Origin of the sequence: Nitrosomonas communis, assembly GCF_900114745.1 — a bacterium.
Lineage (GTDB): Bacteria > Pseudomonadota > Gammaproteobacteria > Burkholderiales > Nitrosomonadaceae > Nitrosomonas > Nitrosomonas communis_A.
In genome coordinates, this window is record NZ_FOUB01000041.1 from 1 (window position 1) to 13,869 (window position 13,869).

Annotated in this window: 14 protein-coding genes and 1 tRNA gene; 8 read left to right on the forward strand and 7 right to left on the reverse strand. The window is 46.5% G+C overall.

The window, feature by feature from the left end; translation table 11 throughout:
* The first annotated feature begins 95 nt into the window (after window positions 1–95).
* Together BM122_RS13895 and BM122_RS13900 are read left to right on the forward strand one after the other, a co-directional pair.
* Window positions 96–443: a hypothetical protein gene (locus BM122_RS13895; RefSeq protein ID WP_218152090.1), complete on the forward strand. Its 348-nt coding sequence runs from the start codon at window positions 96–98 to the stop codon at window positions 441–443.
* Window positions 436–3,141 (forward strand): TnsA endonuclease N-terminal domain-containing protein, encoded by a 2,706-nt coding sequence (locus BM122_RS13900; RefSeq protein WP_074906116.1) that lies wholly within the window; start codon window positions 436–438, stop codon window positions 3,139–3,141. The genes BM122_RS13895 and BM122_RS13900 overlap by 8 nt, the downstream gene beginning before the upstream one ends.
* A 685-nt stretch (window positions 3,142–3,826) precedes the next feature.
* On the opposite strand, the gene BM122_RS13905 is transcribed toward BM122_RS13900, so the two are convergent.
* Window positions 3,827–5,068 carry an AAA family ATPase gene (locus tag BM122_RS13905; protein ID WP_074906117.1) on the reverse strand — a complete coding sequence of 414 codons (1,242 nt, stop codon included), beginning with the start codon at window positions 5,066–5,068 and terminating at the stop codon, window positions 3,827–3,829.
* A gap of 667 nt (window positions 5,069–5,735) precedes the next feature.
* On the opposite strand from BM122_RS13905, the gene BM122_RS24240 reads away from it, so the two are divergent.
* The gene (locus tag BM122_RS24240) at window positions 5,736–6,314 is read left to right on the forward strand and encodes a winged helix-turn-helix domain-containing protein (protein WP_218152091.1); all 579 of its coding nucleotides are present in this window, start codon (window positions 5,736–5,738) and stop codon (window positions 6,312–6,314) included.
* A complete protein-coding gene (locus tag BM122_RS24245; RefSeq protein WP_256212064.1) occupies window positions 6,257–6,634 on the forward strand; it encodes a restriction endonuclease in 378 nt (125 codons plus the stop codon). The genes BM122_RS24240 and BM122_RS24245 overlap by 58 nt, the downstream gene beginning before the upstream one ends.
* 94 nt (window positions 6,635–6,728) lie before the next feature.
* On the opposite strand, the gene BM122_RS13915 is transcribed toward BM122_RS24245, so the two are convergent.
* Window positions 6,729–7,100 carry a hypothetical protein gene (locus tag BM122_RS13915; RefSeq protein ID WP_074906119.1) on the reverse strand — a complete coding sequence of 124 codons (372 nt, stop codon included), beginning with the start codon at window positions 7,098–7,100 and terminating at the stop codon, window positions 6,729–6,731.
* An 87-nt stretch (window positions 7,101–7,187) separates the two neighbouring features.
* On the opposite strand from BM122_RS13915, the gene BM122_RS26145 reads away from it, so the two are divergent.
* Together BM122_RS26145 and BM122_RS26150 are read left to right on the forward strand one after the other, a co-directional pair.
* Window positions 7,188–7,367, forward strand: coding sequence for a transposase (locus tag BM122_RS26145; protein WP_074906121.1), 180 nt, complete (start codon window positions 7,188–7,190; stop codon window positions 7,365–7,367).
* A 54-nt stretch (window positions 7,368–7,421) separates the two neighbouring features.
* Window positions 7,422–7,823, forward strand: a complete 402-nt coding sequence (locus BM122_RS26150) for an IS5 family transposase (RefSeq protein WP_371264929.1) — start codon at window positions 7,422–7,424, stop codon at window positions 7,821–7,823.
* 427 nt (window positions 7,824–8,250) lie between these two features.
* Here the strand turns inward: BM122_RS26150 and BM122_RS13930 are convergent, their stop codons facing one another.
* Window positions 8,251–8,745 (reverse strand): thermonuclease family protein, encoded by a 495-nt coding sequence (locus tag BM122_RS13930; RefSeq protein WP_074906122.1) that lies wholly within the window; start codon window positions 8,743–8,745, stop codon window positions 8,251–8,253.
* Between the two features lie 674 nt (window positions 8,746–9,419).
* Window positions 9,420–9,977, reverse strand: coding sequence for a sugar O-acetyltransferase (locus BM122_RS13935; RefSeq protein ID WP_074906124.1), 558 nt, complete (start codon window positions 9,975–9,977; stop codon window positions 9,420–9,422).
* 229 nt (window positions 9,978–10,206) lie between these two features.
* On the opposite strand from BM122_RS13935, the gene BM122_RS13940 reads away from it, so the two are divergent.
* Entirely contained in the window at window positions 10,207–10,581 is a 375-nt protein-coding gene (locus BM122_RS13940; RefSeq protein WP_256212068.1) for a LexA family protein, read from the forward strand.
* Window positions 10,582–11,009: 428 nt separating this feature from the next.
* Here the strand turns inward: BM122_RS13940 and BM122_RS13945 are convergent.
* Window positions 11,010–11,085: transfer RNA gene (locus BM122_RS13945), tRNA-Arg, on the reverse strand.
* Window positions 11,086–11,115: 30 nt separating this feature from the next.
* Between BM122_RS13945 and BM122_RS13950 the strand changes: the two genes are divergently transcribed.
* A complete protein-coding gene (locus BM122_RS13950; RefSeq protein WP_074906127.1) occupies window positions 11,116–12,354 on the forward strand; it encodes an MFS transporter in 1,239 nt (412 codons plus the stop codon).
* Here BM122_RS13950 and BM122_RS13955 read toward each other — a convergent pair.
* Window positions 12,351–12,920 carry a Smr/MutS family protein gene (locus BM122_RS13955; RefSeq protein WP_256212069.1) on the reverse strand — a complete coding sequence of 190 codons (570 nt, stop codon included), beginning with the start codon at window positions 12,918–12,920 and terminating at the stop codon, window positions 12,351–12,353. The two genes, BM122_RS13950 and BM122_RS13955, sit on opposite strands and share 4 nt — an antisense overlap.
* Window positions 12,917–13,867 (reverse strand): thioredoxin-disulfide reductase, encoded by a 951-nt coding sequence (trxB, locus tag BM122_RS13960; protein WP_074906129.1) that lies wholly within the window; start codon window positions 13,865–13,867, stop codon window positions 12,917–12,919. The genes BM122_RS13955 and trxB overlap by 4 nt, the downstream gene beginning before the upstream one ends.
* Between the last annotated feature and the right edge of the window lie 2 nt (window positions 13,868–13,869).

Sequence of the window (13,869 nt, forward strand, 5' to 3'; positions counted from 1 at the left end):
GGTTCTCCTTCTCTCGAACGGATAATACTTTACGGCGGAATAATATCGGATAGGTCATCCCTAAATTATAATCAATTTATAGAGGATATGCTATAGTGGACATCCTGCGCGACAAGGCCGGTCTGGAGTTCAAGCGCGACTCGCAGGCCAAAGTCGTGATTAAGGGCGGCGAGCTGGTGATCGAGCGCTTCTACCCGATGAATCTGCTTCAAAAACTGTCGCTACAAAAGGAATCGGTCGAAGACTGGCGCGAGATGGTCGAGAGCATCATGATTGACTGGAACTATGACGGCGCTGTATTGCAACCGGCGGTGGTTGACATTCCAGGCAAGGACGATCTGGTCAAGGGTGCGTTCAAGGTACCGGAAGACGCAGGTACCATCCGCGTGAAGATCACCGACTTACTCTCAGAGTCGTGGGAAGGAAGCGTGAGCCATGGTTAAGCGAGCAGCGGCCGTGAGTGCGTCGCTCGATTTCGCTTTCTTCCGGTTCCTGTGGCGGTTCTACCAGGACAACCGGGGCACGATTCGGCAAAATTACAAGGAGCTGACGCGCAAGTTCCTCGACTTCAACAACCTGGACAAGAACCCCAAGGCCTTCCTGCGACAGCCGCAGTTCGAGGCGCTGGAGACCTACGTCTTCCTCAAAGAGTACCTTGGCAACGCCAAAGTCGAGGAGACTTTCAAGGCATGGTACGAGCGCAGCGGCAAATTCGAAGGCCGCAAGTTTGGCTCTTTCCTTGGCACGCAGGGCCAGGAGATGTTCGAGTTCGGCGAGAAAGATCAGCTCGAGCTAAGCACGTACAAGGCACTATTCGAGCGGATGCGCAGGAACTCGCGCGTCTATCCGAACTATATATTTGCGCTGACGATGGGGACGGGCAAAACCATCCTCATGGCTACCTGCATTTTCTACGAGTTCCTGCTAGGCAACAAGTTCGAGAAGGACACCCGTTACTGCCACAACGCGCTGGTGTTCGCGCCGGACAAGACTGTGCTGCAATCGCTCAAGGAGATCGAGTCCTTCGACCTGACACGCGTCGTGCCGCTGGAATATGTAAATTTCCTGACGACGCACCTGCGCTTCCACTATCTCGAAGAAAATGGGACCTCGCTCGACACGCTGGATCGCTCGCGCTTCAACATCATCGTCTCGAACACGCACAAGATTATCCTCAAGCGTCAGCGCAAGGAGAAGACGGCTGTCGACCAGCTCTTTGGCCCGACCGGCAACACGTATACGACCACGGGCGTGTACGCCGATGCCGCCGATCTCTACAATTTTGGCCAACCAGAGGAAAAAGGCGAACTAGCCTCCAACCAACGCTTCGAGAAGCTGTGCCGCCTGGAACAGATCGGCATCTATGTGGATGAGGCTCACCATGCCTTCGGGAAGGCGCTGGCCAAGGACATGGGAACGGTCGCGACAGATACCAGCCTTCGCAAGACCATTGATGAGCTTGCAAAAAACCTACATGCGGTAGGCACCCGCGTGGTAGCCTGTTACAACTACACTGGCACTCCCTACGTCGGGCGAGAGGTACTGCCCGAGGTGGTTTATGCCTATGGGTTAAAGGAGGCCATCGACAAAGCATTCCTGAAAAAGGTCGTGCTGCACGGCTATACCAACACTCGTACCGACGAATTCGTGGACATTGCTATCGAACGTTTCCTCAAAGAGTCGGGCGAGCTGCGCCCTGAGGGCCTGCTGCCGAAGCTGGCCTTCTTCGCGGCGACCATAGACGAGTTAACTGGAGAACTGAAACCAGCGGTCGAACGAGCGTTGGTCAAGTACGGCATCCCGACTTCCCGCATCCTAATAAACGTGGGTAACGACAAGCATACGACAAACGATGACATCCGCGAATTCAACCGTCTCGACACCGAAGGGTCAGAGAAACAGTTCATCCTACTGGTAAATAAAGGTCGCGAAGGTTGGAACTGCCGCTCACTCTTCGGCGTGGGATTATTCCGCGAGCCGCAATCGCGCGTCTTTGTTCTGCAAGCAACGATGCGATGCTTACGATCCATCGGCGAGGCACAGTACACGGGCCATGTCTTCCTTTCAGAGAACAACCTGCAAATCCTGAACGAGGAGCTGCAACAGAATTTCCGCATTAGTACCGAAGAGCTGCAGAAGATAGCTAGCGGCAAAGAACGTGTGAAAGTTCGGGTTGTCGAGCCACCGGTCAAGATCAAGTTAGTACGCGTGCGCAAGCAGTACGAAATGCGTGAAAAGAAGGTATTACCCGGGCAACCGCTGTGCCTTGAGCGGGCGAACAAGGAAGCCTGGAACACGATGGTCGAAAAGTACCGGCTGATCGAAACACAGCAGGACGGGCTCAACATCGGCAACCCCGCACGAGCACTGAACAGCCGCACCTTCGACCTGACCTCACGCCGCGAGAAGCGAGCGTTCTCTCGGATAACTTTGGTCGCAGAAATTTCGCGGTACCTCAACCGCAGTCCACTAGAAATCGAAGATCTGCTCGACTCGACCAAGGAAGGAACAAACGAGCTCGTGGCCATCGTTAACGAATTCAATGAGCTGCTCTACGACGAGATCATCCCGAGACTGTTTCGGATGCTCTTCGACCTTGATGAAACGCAAATGACCGAAGAGCACGCGGTCGAACTCATCAAGCTTCCGCCCAGTGGCTACTACGAGGTCACGGCTACCAAAGACAAGATCGTTCGCATGACTGACCCGATCTTCAAGGACGATTGCGCCAAGAGCTTCCATCTAGATACCTACTGCTTCGACTCCAACCCAGAGCGCACTCTGTTCTGGGATCTTCTTCGTGAGCAGCGGGTAAAGAAGATCTATTTCACGGGCATGCTCACGCACGGCCAGTCAGATTTTTTCATCCAGTACATCAACCCGGACTTACACACCGTGCACAGCTACTACCCAGACTTCATCTTTCTAAGAGAAGAACCAGACGGCACGGAGAAATACGTGATCGTCGAGGTCAAGGGAGACCACCAGATCGACGATGCTGTCGTTCAAGCCAAGAAGGATTTCGCTCAGCAGATCGCTGTAGCCAGCGGCATGGAGTACCACATGATTAAATCAACAGATGCAGATAATCGGCAATACAAATTTTTAATGAAGCAGGCGAGTACAAAGTCACTTATATAATCTAATGAGCCTAACTGTTTAGTCCCATGGTATTCTGGAAAGAATCAACGCAAAATCGTTCATGCCCTTTTTGCCTATATGTTGGCAAATGTATTCATAAAAGATAAGGCCCTTGTGGGTTTTCAGCCGCTTGGCGAAGTTATACACCATTAAAAAAGTATATAGGTGAGCCTTCGGCTGGTCATATGAATCATAATAACATCGCTTTACAATCACTTCCTTAATTATTCTATTCATGCGCTCGACCTAATCGTTCGTTCAGGGATGTTTTGGTTGTGATCCGTGTTCGATGCAATGTTCATGACCGCACAGATCGAACATATGCGTAATTGACTGCGCTGTTGGCCCATGGCAGTAGCGCGGCGTGTGGCAGAACTGCCAGCGATCTTGATTTAACAGTCCGGGGCTCAGTCGCTTAGGCCTACAAATAATGAAAAATCCAAAGTAGCTTTTTACCTGGCACTGAACCAGCGCGCAAAAACTGAAGCTGAGCAATGCATATGGCGGCCTCCACCTTTGTTTCTCATGTAAAAAATTAGGTACACCAGTTTCTTCCAAGCTTGTTCCGGAATCGACTGTGTAAGTGAAGGGATGATGTATTACAGAACTCTATTACTTCTACAAATTTTTCTGCTGCTACTGATAATAAGTACAGGTCCTAAATTAATTTAATCACTTCATCTAACTATCTAACAAAATTTTTCTTGATAACCTTCTCAGAGTCCTTGTCTTTAAATAAAATTAATCTTATACACATCAAATATCTTGGATCTCTAATAGAATATGTACTAGTTTTCTCATTTCTGATAAGCAAAGGAGTATCACCATTTGTCAATTCGCTAAGTATCGAGCCGATACCCATATTGGTCTTTGGTACTGTACGTGGAAATTCTTTTCTAATAAGGCTATCAACATCTGAAGAATCAAATTGGTGAGAACGTATCTTTGCGATACAATAAATAACTTGATTTCGTCTAGCTACAGATGTTTCGCGGCTATTTAAATGACCTTCTAAAACTTGATAACTTTGCCTTAGACCTAGTATCAGCCATTGGTAATCTGCCTTTGAAAGTAAAGACTTATCATACTTCCAATTATTTTCTTCAATCTCATACGCTAATACTTCGCAGTACTCATGAACACGCTGAGCGATACCTAGACTGACATTCCAAACATGTTCAGCTAATTCATTTAAAGTTGTTAACGTTATTTTTATCTCTAGCTGATCAAATCCCTTCTTTATTATTTCTCTCGTTTGGGTAAAATCTAAACCAGAAACTTTTTCTATTTCTTGGATTCGATTTGCTACAGATTCTATATTTTTTGTTTCTCTAAAATATTGAAGAACACCATTAGGAATTCCCACGATTAGCAAATTAATGTTACATGTTGCATAGCGCGTATCATCAAGCAGAATGATAATATCTGCTAATTCATCCATTAACTTACTCGACTGAAAAATTGATTCAAGATTATCTAAAACCAATACTTTTTTATCTTGAGATACACTTGAAAAAAACTTAAAAGCCTTAAGAAGTGGCTCTTCTTGTGTTATCTCAAATTTGCCATTATGTTTTAATCCTCCCTTTGCGAAATATGTATTGATTTCAGCTAGTTTTTCTTCACTATAACCTAACTTATAAGTAGTACCTGGTTCGATTATGCAGTTAACAATTTCTTGGGTAAGTGAATTTAATCTTGAAGCATTGGCACAATTTGCTACTACAAATGGAATAGAATTATCTTTCAAAACCTTTTTATATAGCCATGATTTTCCATTACCACTTTCACCAAAAATTAATAGATGAGAATTCTTTTTTAAAGAGCGAGCAAGAATTTTTTCGTGAATAATTCGCTCAACATACATATTGGCATTTACTTCGCTTCTTCTTGGAGTAAATACTTCACTTATCTCCTTTCTACTCATAAAAAATTCCTGAAAAAATAATGAAAATAAGGACTAGCTTAACAGTAGGTTAAAATTAATATTTTATATATAAGGTTTAATCTTAGATTCTTCTTTGTAATTACCTATCTTTAATAAATTCAGCTATAGTTTTAGCTCAAGAGATATAGCGATACTCATTTCAGCATATTATAAGTCGAAGACATCTAGTCTATTCAATTAGGTAAGATGACATAAATCCTATTAAATAGCGTTTCAATCCGGGGCAATAATTCAGGCTTTGCTCGCCCGGAGAAAACAGAAAGTAGAGAATCTAGGTCGTCATTTAAATACAACTAGCTACATACACGACCGAGGGCCCCAGCTGAACAGGATAAAAGCTCAAGCGAACTCTCGCCCGGCTTAGGCAGAATGATCATCTCCACGCTATTACACCCGCCCAAGGGCTGTAGGGAGCCGCACGGGATGACTAACCTCAATATGCCCGCTTCCCCAATTGGCCTATAGCGCCTACTATGTGTGCCTGAGAAGCCAGTTACGCTCACTCTTTCCCAGAACCGCAGACAGTCGAGCCAACTGACATTCACCTTCCTCTACATCGGCTCCACGATTCTGTCAGCATACTGCTAGAATAAGAATCCCCAGAAATATAAGGCTCAATTTAAGTTAATTCTTGGATAATTAAAATATGGCAAAAGAAAAGCTATCTCGCTCTCGGGAGCTTGCATCTAAAGTAATTTTTGCAGCTTTACAAATTCTGAGCGAGAAAGGAGGACAAGCTCCAGGTAAAGAGGTGATTTTAGAAGTTGAGAAGCGCGTAAACCTTGATGACTGGGCTAAAGCCATATATGAAAAATCAGGGTATGTTCGTTGGCAATCAATGCTTCATTTTTATAGCATTGACTGTATTAAAGCAGGATATCTCGTAAAGAAAAAAGGAGTGTGGTATCTAACTCCTGAGGGTGAGAATGCGCTGAAACTTGGAGAAATTGATTTACTTAATGCTGCCACTAGTGCATATAAAAAATGGAAGAATGAGAATCAACCTTCTGAAGTAATAAAAGGTCAAGATGTTACTGAGGAAGGGCAACAAGGACAAGAAGCAACAATTCAGGAAGTAGAGCAATTGGCAATCGAGGGACTAAAAAAGCACATTCAACAGAAAATCCCTACGAGTTTCAGGACTTGGTTGCTGCTTTGCTCCGTGGGATGGGATATTACACGCCTTTCGTCGCACCCAAAGGGAAAGATGGTGGAATTGATGTAATCGCATACCGTGATCCGCTTGGAACAGTTACACCCCGTATCAAAGTTCAAATCAAGCACCGCGAAGAGACAGCTTCAGTTCATGAAATTCGTCAACTTATGGGATTGTTGCAGAAAGACGGTGATGTTGGGATATTTGTATCATCGGGTGGCTTTACTGCAGATGCGAAAACTACTGCACGTACTTCTCATGTTCATGTAGAGCTTATTGATCTAAACCGTTTCATTACCTTATGGCAGGAGTTTTATCATAAGCTTGGAGATGAAGATAAAGCACGACTTCCACTCATTCCTATTTTTTTCTATTCACCTGTGATATAAGAATTACTCACCTTCCCAAAGAATAACGCCATAAATGGCATCATTTTACATCTCCTTTTAGAAGCGTTAAGCAGAGAAATCAAGTTGTTATTGATCATACTAACTGTTTTCTGCTCATCAGAAGAAACGATTCGATTTTGAGCTTTATAAAGTTTAAACTGCCAGATTGCTGGTAGGATTTGATTTGGTGAGCTTGGGGCACCAGAATCTCCGCAATATAAGGAGGTGCCTTGATCACGGAAGTATGCCAGTCTACTCTTTTCAGGCTGTGCAGATCCCCCAACAACGCTAATATCGGAGCCTGGCTTATTTGCTTCGCCAGTCTTTCGGCCATCCATCCTCCCCGGTTGACGTTTAGTTTTCCCCCATCGATAGCGATCAGTTTCAGGCAAGTGCCTCTCCTTTTCATTGCAATCAACGAGCGGTAGGAAGGATAGTCCACCATCGGTGGAATCTCGATATCCACTATAGATGTCTTGCCTTCTACGGCCTCATCTAGGTTCTGTTGACATTTCGTAATAATCCACGAGTATCTTATTCATTTCCTGTGAGAATGAATAGCAGAACAGAACTAATCGATGAACAATGGAAATTTTTATATCGACTCTTGCTGCTTCAAAAGCGTGTTTATATCGGAAGCGTTGAGATATGTCGTCGTTTTTTGAATGCAGTGTTGTGGATTTTACGCAGTGGGGCACAATGGCGCTTGTTGCCACAGTCATTGGGTAAATAGAATTCAGTTTTTAAACGCTTTTCACGCTGGTGCAAGCATGAAGTCTGGAAATTTCTGCATGCAGGCTGCCGCCAATATCCCGACCTACAACAAATTCTGACTGATAGTACGATTATCCGTGCACATGCTTGTGCTGCTGGCGCAACAAACAGTTCGGCGCAAGCACAAGCCCTGGGGCGCTCAAAAGGCGGCTTCACCACTAAAATTCATGCTGTTACCGATGCGTTAGGCAACCCGCTGGATTTTATCCTGACTGGCGGTCAAGCCAGCGATATCGGACAAGCTGAGAATCTGTTGGCTCTGACGGCAGAAGGCGCGGTCGCTCTGGTGGGTGATAAAGGTTATGATAGCGATGCTTTTATTCAAACGCTCACTGAAAAAGGCGTTGAACCTGTTATTCCGCCTCGCAGCAATCGAATCAATGCAAGAGATTGCGATTGGTTTGTTTATAAATAGCGTCATTTGATTGAGTGTTTCTTCAACAAAATTAAGCATTACAGAAGAATATCCTCACGCTATGAAAAAATGGCTGGAAATTATATGGGCTTTATACGGTTTGCCTCAGCATTAATTTGGCTCCGTTAAAATGTCAACAGAACCTAGAGTTGCATGTTGGCTGCTGGCAATCTCCAAGGCGACAGACAGGAACCTACCCTGCTATAGATAGCTGGGATATTAACTCTTGGAAGAATTGAGTGGATTCAGGGCGCATATGAGGTTCACCAATAATCGTAATGCTGTGAGGCTCCAAGCCTTCCACGATCCGTTTTTGGTCTCCGGTTGAATGAGCCTGGAGCAAAGAAAACAGAATAACTATAAAGGAAAGCAGGCAAACCATCCTTTCTTTCAGAGCTACAGATGTGAAGCACACAGACTTCACGCTTCACTGCCTTGCCTTCCGCCATTCCCAAGGTGGAATTTGCTGGGCTTCCGGTAAATTCCATAATCCCGCCCTGTTCTGCTTAGCCTGCCTCTCTAAAGCATAGAGATTCTGATCGCTGGCATATTCTCTATATACCCAAGCTGCACCGAGCCTTACCATTTCAGCATTGACATCGATATCGTCCGTATAGACACGTCCGACTTTACGTCCATAGCGATCTGTATCCTGCACTTTGACACTTATAGTTTTTCCATAGACAAGTCGCGATAATTCCTGCTTGGCACGCGATCCATAGGGTTGCGCTGATTCTGGTGTATCGATCTCAGCGAGCCGCACTTTGATTTGCTGCTTACGATCATCCAGGATAGTGATCGTGTCACCATCCGATACCCCGACCACACGCCCGATATGTTCCTGAGCCACTGCGAATAACGGCAAGCACGCGATGCATAGTAAGAGTAGAAATAAAACTCTTTTAAAATTAATGAAATTCATTATAAAGCCTTTGCTCGCTTGTTTCTTTCATCCTTTACCTCCTTAATTAATTGTCTCACCGACTTACAAGATATCCGTTTTTATTAAACCACAACACTTCGATACGTTATTTGGTATTACTCTGGCAATAACATGAGCTACTTCAATGCTTGATTGGGGATTAGATTATTTTGCGTTCAGATACTGTTCAGGGTTAAGTCCATACAATATTTATAACAAATGAAATTTTAGTTACATCGCATTTATTGATGAATTTCATTTGAAACAGGTATAAAGAGTGGATCATGAATGCTAAAAAAATTATCTCACTTTTATTCGTAATTTTTATTTTTCTTCTCAGCGGATGTGTAGCTCCTTCTTATTACGGAGGAATGGGATACTCTAGAGCAGCAGTCTATTATCCAGGTGCAGGCTATTACGGAGGATCGGGAGATTACGGAGGATTTTCATCTGGGTACAGTTATCGCCCATCAATTTACCTTAATCAAAGGTACTTTGGGGGACATAGGCATATCCATGGTGGACATAGACATTTCGACAACGTACACCGAGGGGCAGGCCATAGAGGGCATAGTCACCGGCACTGGAACGGACACCACCGAGGAGGGCACCATCATCGATGAAAAACGATATAGAAACCTTCCTCATCAAGCCATAAGCCATCGCCATAGCAACTATTCCGAAACATCGCGAATCACTCGGCATGGATTTCCAACGGCAATGACACTTTCCGGAACGTCGCGCGTCACGACACTACCTGCTCCAATAATTGTTCGGGATCCGATATGAACGCCGGCCAAGATCAATGCTCCGCCACCCACCCATACATCCGCTCCGATCTCAATGGGCTTTCCGTATTCCTGCGTTCTACGTAGATCTGCTTTGAACGGATGCAATGGCGTAAGAATCTGCACGCCTGGGCCAAATAGCGTGTAGTCACCAATGCGGACCTCGCACACATCGAGAACGGTACAGTTGAAGTTGAAATATACGCGATTACCCAAATGGATATTTGAGCCGTAATCACAGTAGAAGGGAGGTTGCATCCAAACGGTATCGCCGCCAGTGCCGAAGAGATCCTGCAGAATGCGGCGTCTTTCGCTCTGCTCCGACTCCCTCGTGGCGTTCAGTGTATAACATAACGAGCGGGCATGTTCGCGTGCAGCAACTAGCTCAGGGTCGAACGGATCGTAAAGCTCACCAGCCAGCATTTTTTGACGCTCAGTTCGCATGTTGTCTCCTCACTAGGATTAAGCTTCTGTAAGCGGGTAAGCCAAGACAAAACATCCGCATATATCGCTGTATTGTTACCCGTCAAATAAGTGCTTTATACTGTACCCCTCATCAAGCACCCAGGCAATTGCTATAACCATTATTGTTCCAGTTGAACCCACCAGCGAATCGACCCTGCCTGTTTTACAGCGAGCGAAGGTTGACCCTGCCGTTTGTATCCTGCCGTTATTGCAGCATCGCATCCCTGGCGGGTTTCCATCGCCGGCAGACGATTATGTTGAGAAAGAACTGGATCTGAATAGTTATCTGGTGCGCAATAAAGCAGCGACCTATTTCTTTCGTGTTATCGGCAATTCCATGACGGGTGCCCATATCCACGATGGTGATATGCTGGTGGTTGATCGCTCAGTCGAACCTAAACACGGGCATATCGTATTAGCGGTGGTTAACAATGAATATACAGTCAAGCGCTTGTATGCCTGCAATGGCCTGATCGAATTGCACGCTGAGAATCCAGCTTATCCGCCTATCCGTTTGCGCGAACATGAAGAATTGCAGGTGTGGGGAGTGGTAGTGGGAACAGTAGCACGCTTTATCGTGTGACCATGTAAACTGACATCATTCCCGTCAGTAGACCACTCTTCGCTTTGGTTGACGTCAACAATTTTTATGTTAGTTGTGAGAGGGTTTCAATCCTGATCTGGTCAATCGCCCGGTAGTAGCAAAATGGCGAAAGGTCGTGTTCTCCTCTTAGATGGGTTTGATTCTAAAGTATGTGGCGATTTTAGAGAAATTAATATACAACGATATTACAGAACCTAATAAACCTAAACAATCACATCTACTGATAGTTTATTAGGTTATTTAGGTTTGAAGTACAGCTTATTTCCAGAAAAAAATCTGTACATGAGGCAGAAAATTGTACCCCAGTAAAGTATAGTATTGATCAAATTCTGCTACAAATCAGCTACAAGCAATAAAACCACATTAACCGTCTAAGAATTACATATAAAATAACCTATTGATTTTATTGGCGCCCTAGAGACGAATCGAACGTCCGACCTACCCCTTAGGAGGGGGTCGCTCTATCCACTGAGCTACCAGGGCTAAGCCTACATTTTACGCTATTATATAGGGATGGATAAACAGAAACCGTTCCCTGAGCATAATATTGCAGTACAGAAAAAATTACCTCGTACCGTAGTCGTGCTTGGCTTGGTCAGTTTTTTCAATGATTTTGCATCCGATATCGTCGCACCGCTTATTCCGATTTTGCTGGCTTCCGTGCTGGCTGCCGGACCCGTGGCATTAGGCTTGATTGAAGGAATAGCCGATGCGATCGCGAGTTTGCTGAAACTCTGGTCGGGACGTCATTCTGATCTGATAGGGGGACGCCGCAAGAAACTGACGTTAGCAGGCTATTTGTTGTCGAACACAGCCCGTCCTCTACTGGGGTTGGCGGTTTCCTGGCCAGTCGTGCTGCTGCTGCGCAGCATCGACCGTGTGGGTAAGGGTATTCGCACGGCACCGCGTGATGCGCTGGTGGCAGATGCGACTCCCTCACATATGCGCGGGTACGCCTATGGTTTTCACCGCGCGATGGATAATGGTGGGGCGGTAGCAGGGAGTCTCGCTGCTGCAGCTATACTTGCCTGGTCGGGGCTGGATTTAATCGAAGTAATTTTATGGTCTGCGCTACCGGGCATGGTAGCAATCCTGCTGCTGAGCATGGGGATCAAGGAAGAAAACATTGGAAATAAGAAAGAGACGACTTCCGAAGCGATGCCATCCTTACCCTCCTTGCGCTGGTCATTATTATCCAGGCCAACCCAGCGCTACCTTATGGTGCTAATGCTTTTTACTTTAGCACGCGCTTCTGAAACTTTTATTTTGCTACTGGGATATCAACTAGGCGTTGGCGTAGTAGAGCTGCTACTGATCTGGTCTGCTATGAGTCTGGCTAAGGCCATAACCTCGACTATCGGCGGACAACTGGCTGATCGCTATGGACGCGGCAGTTTGATGCTGATTAGCTGGGTTGCATTTGCGGTATCGTTCCTGCTGTTTGGTCTGGTAACCAGCAGTAGTGGATTATGGTTGGTCAGTATTTTTTATGGCCTGTTTGTTGGCCTAAGCGAAGGCGCTGAACGTGCTCTGATCAGTGATTATGCGCCTCCTCTGGAACGAGGCACTGCTTTTGGCTGGTATCATCTGGCAGTGGGACTGGCTGCTATTCCTGCGGGGGTACTGTTCGGCACCTTATGGCAGTTGCATAGCGCACCGCTGGCGTTTTTTGTGGCAGGCGGGGTCGCTGCCTTGGCAGCCATATTATTGCGATTATGGGCCTGGCCTGCCAGGGAAACTCCGTTGCATTAAACCGCTGATTTAAGCAGTACCAGCACAGCACCTCTGCCGCCGTACTCAGGAGTTGCCTGGCAAAATGCCAACACATCATGACGTTGTGCGAGCCAGTTGCCAACCTTCAATTTCAGCACGGGCTCATGGTTTTTTGAGCCTAATCCTCGGCCATGGATGACACATACACAGCGAACCCGATACCTGCTACATTCATCCAGAAAGGCGACCAGAGCATACCGTGCCTGGTCTTGTGTCATGCCGTGCATATCCAGCTCAGCCTGAATTTTCCAGTGACCGCGCCGCAATTTACGCAACGTCTGACGCGGTAAGCCGGGGCGTAAATAAGCCCACTCATCTCCATCGGGGATTTCCAGTGAGATATGATCTGACAGCATATCCTGGCTCGCCGCGGTGGTAGCGGTTTGTACCGCAGGCCGAGGTATCGGCCGCGGCGGCTTGGGCCGATGAACGACTTGCCGGGATGGCGTCAGCGGGATGACATCCCGCATCGCCTCACGAAACAAGGTAGCCTCTTCCTCGTTAATTGTCCGGTCGGAAGTTAATCCTTTTTTGTCTGGTTTCACTTTAACCCATCAAGATATTTCTCCGCATCCAGCGCAGCCATACAGCCGGTACCCGCACTGGTCACAGCCTGGCGATAAATCTGATCTTGTACATCGCCCGCAGCAAATACTCCTTCAATACTGGTGGCGGTGGCATTGCCTTCATTGCCGCCGCGGGTGATGAGATAGCCATTTTTCATTTGTAATTGCCCCTGAAAAAGATCGGTATTGGGCTGATGCCCAATGGCAATAAAGACCCCTTTTACATCCAGCGTACGGGTGGTGCCATCATGCACATTCTTGATGCGCATGCCGGTCACGCCGGATTCATCACCGAGTATTTCATCCAGCACATGATTGAGTGCTAACGTGACGTTGCCCTCTTGTGTCTTGTTCATCAGTTTATCAATCAGAATTTTTTCCGAACGAAATTTATCGCGCCGGTGTACCACGGTCACGTTGCGAGCGATATGGGAAAGATACAAGGTTTCCTCCACAGCAGTATTGCCACCACCGATCACGGCGACATCCTGGCCTTTATAGAAAAAACCATCGCAGGTGGCACACGCCGATACTCCCTTGCCCATATAGGCCTCTTCTGAAGGCAATCCCAGGTATTTGGCTGAGGCGCCCGTGGCGATAATTAAGGCATCACAGGTGTAAGTCCCTTGATCGCCTATCAGGACGAAGGGCTTTTCCGTCAGCTTGGCCGTATGGATATGATCGAAGATGATTTCGGTTTGAAAACGCTCTGCATGTTTCTGGAAACGTTCCATCAATTCGGGCCCTTGTACACCTTGTACATCAGCTGGCCAATTATCAACATCAGTCGTCGTCATGAGCTGCCCCCCCTGAGCCAGTCCAGTGATAACGACAGGATTGAGGTTGGCGCGCGCAGCATAGATTGCGGCCGTATACCCCGCAGGGCCAGAACCAAGAATGAGCAATCGGGAATGTTTGGTGGTCATGT

Excerpts from the sequence above, each read along its gene's own strand:
- BM122_RS13930 (WP_074906122.1), bottom strand. The coding sequence starts at position 8,745 with ATGAATTTCATTAATTTTAAAAGAGTTTTATTTCTACTCTTACTATGC.
- trxB (WP_074906129.1), bottom strand. The coding sequence starts at position 13,867 with ATGACCACCAAACATTCCCGATTGCTCATTCTTGGTTCTGGCCCTGCG.
- BM122_RS13935 (WP_074906124.1), bottom strand. The coding sequence starts at position 9,977 with ATGCGAACTGAGCGTCAAAAAATGCTGGCTGGTGAGCTTTACGATCCG.
- BM122_RS26145 (WP_074906121.1), top strand. The coding sequence starts at position 7,188 with ATGAATAGCAGAACAGAACTAATCGATGAACAATGGAAATTTTTATAT.
- BM122_RS24245 (WP_256212064.1), top strand. The coding sequence starts at position 6,257 with ATGGGATATTACACGCCTTTCGTCGCACCCAAAGGGAAAGATGGTGGA.
- BM122_RS13950 (WP_074906127.1), top strand. The coding sequence starts at position 11,116 with ATGGATAAACAGAAACCGTTCCCTGAGCATAATATTGCAGTACAGAAA.
- BM122_RS24240 (WP_218152091.1), top strand. The coding sequence starts at position 5,736 with ATGGCAAAAGAAAAGCTATCTCGCTCTCGGGAGCTTGCATCTAAAGTA.
- BM122_RS13900 (WP_074906116.1), top strand. The coding sequence starts at position 436 with ATGGTTAAGCGAGCAGCGGCCGTGAGTGCGTCGCTCGATTTCGCTTTC.
- BM122_RS13905 (WP_074906117.1), bottom strand. The coding sequence starts at position 5,068 with ATGAGTAGAAAGGAGATAAGTGAAGTATTTACTCCAAGAAGAAGCGAA.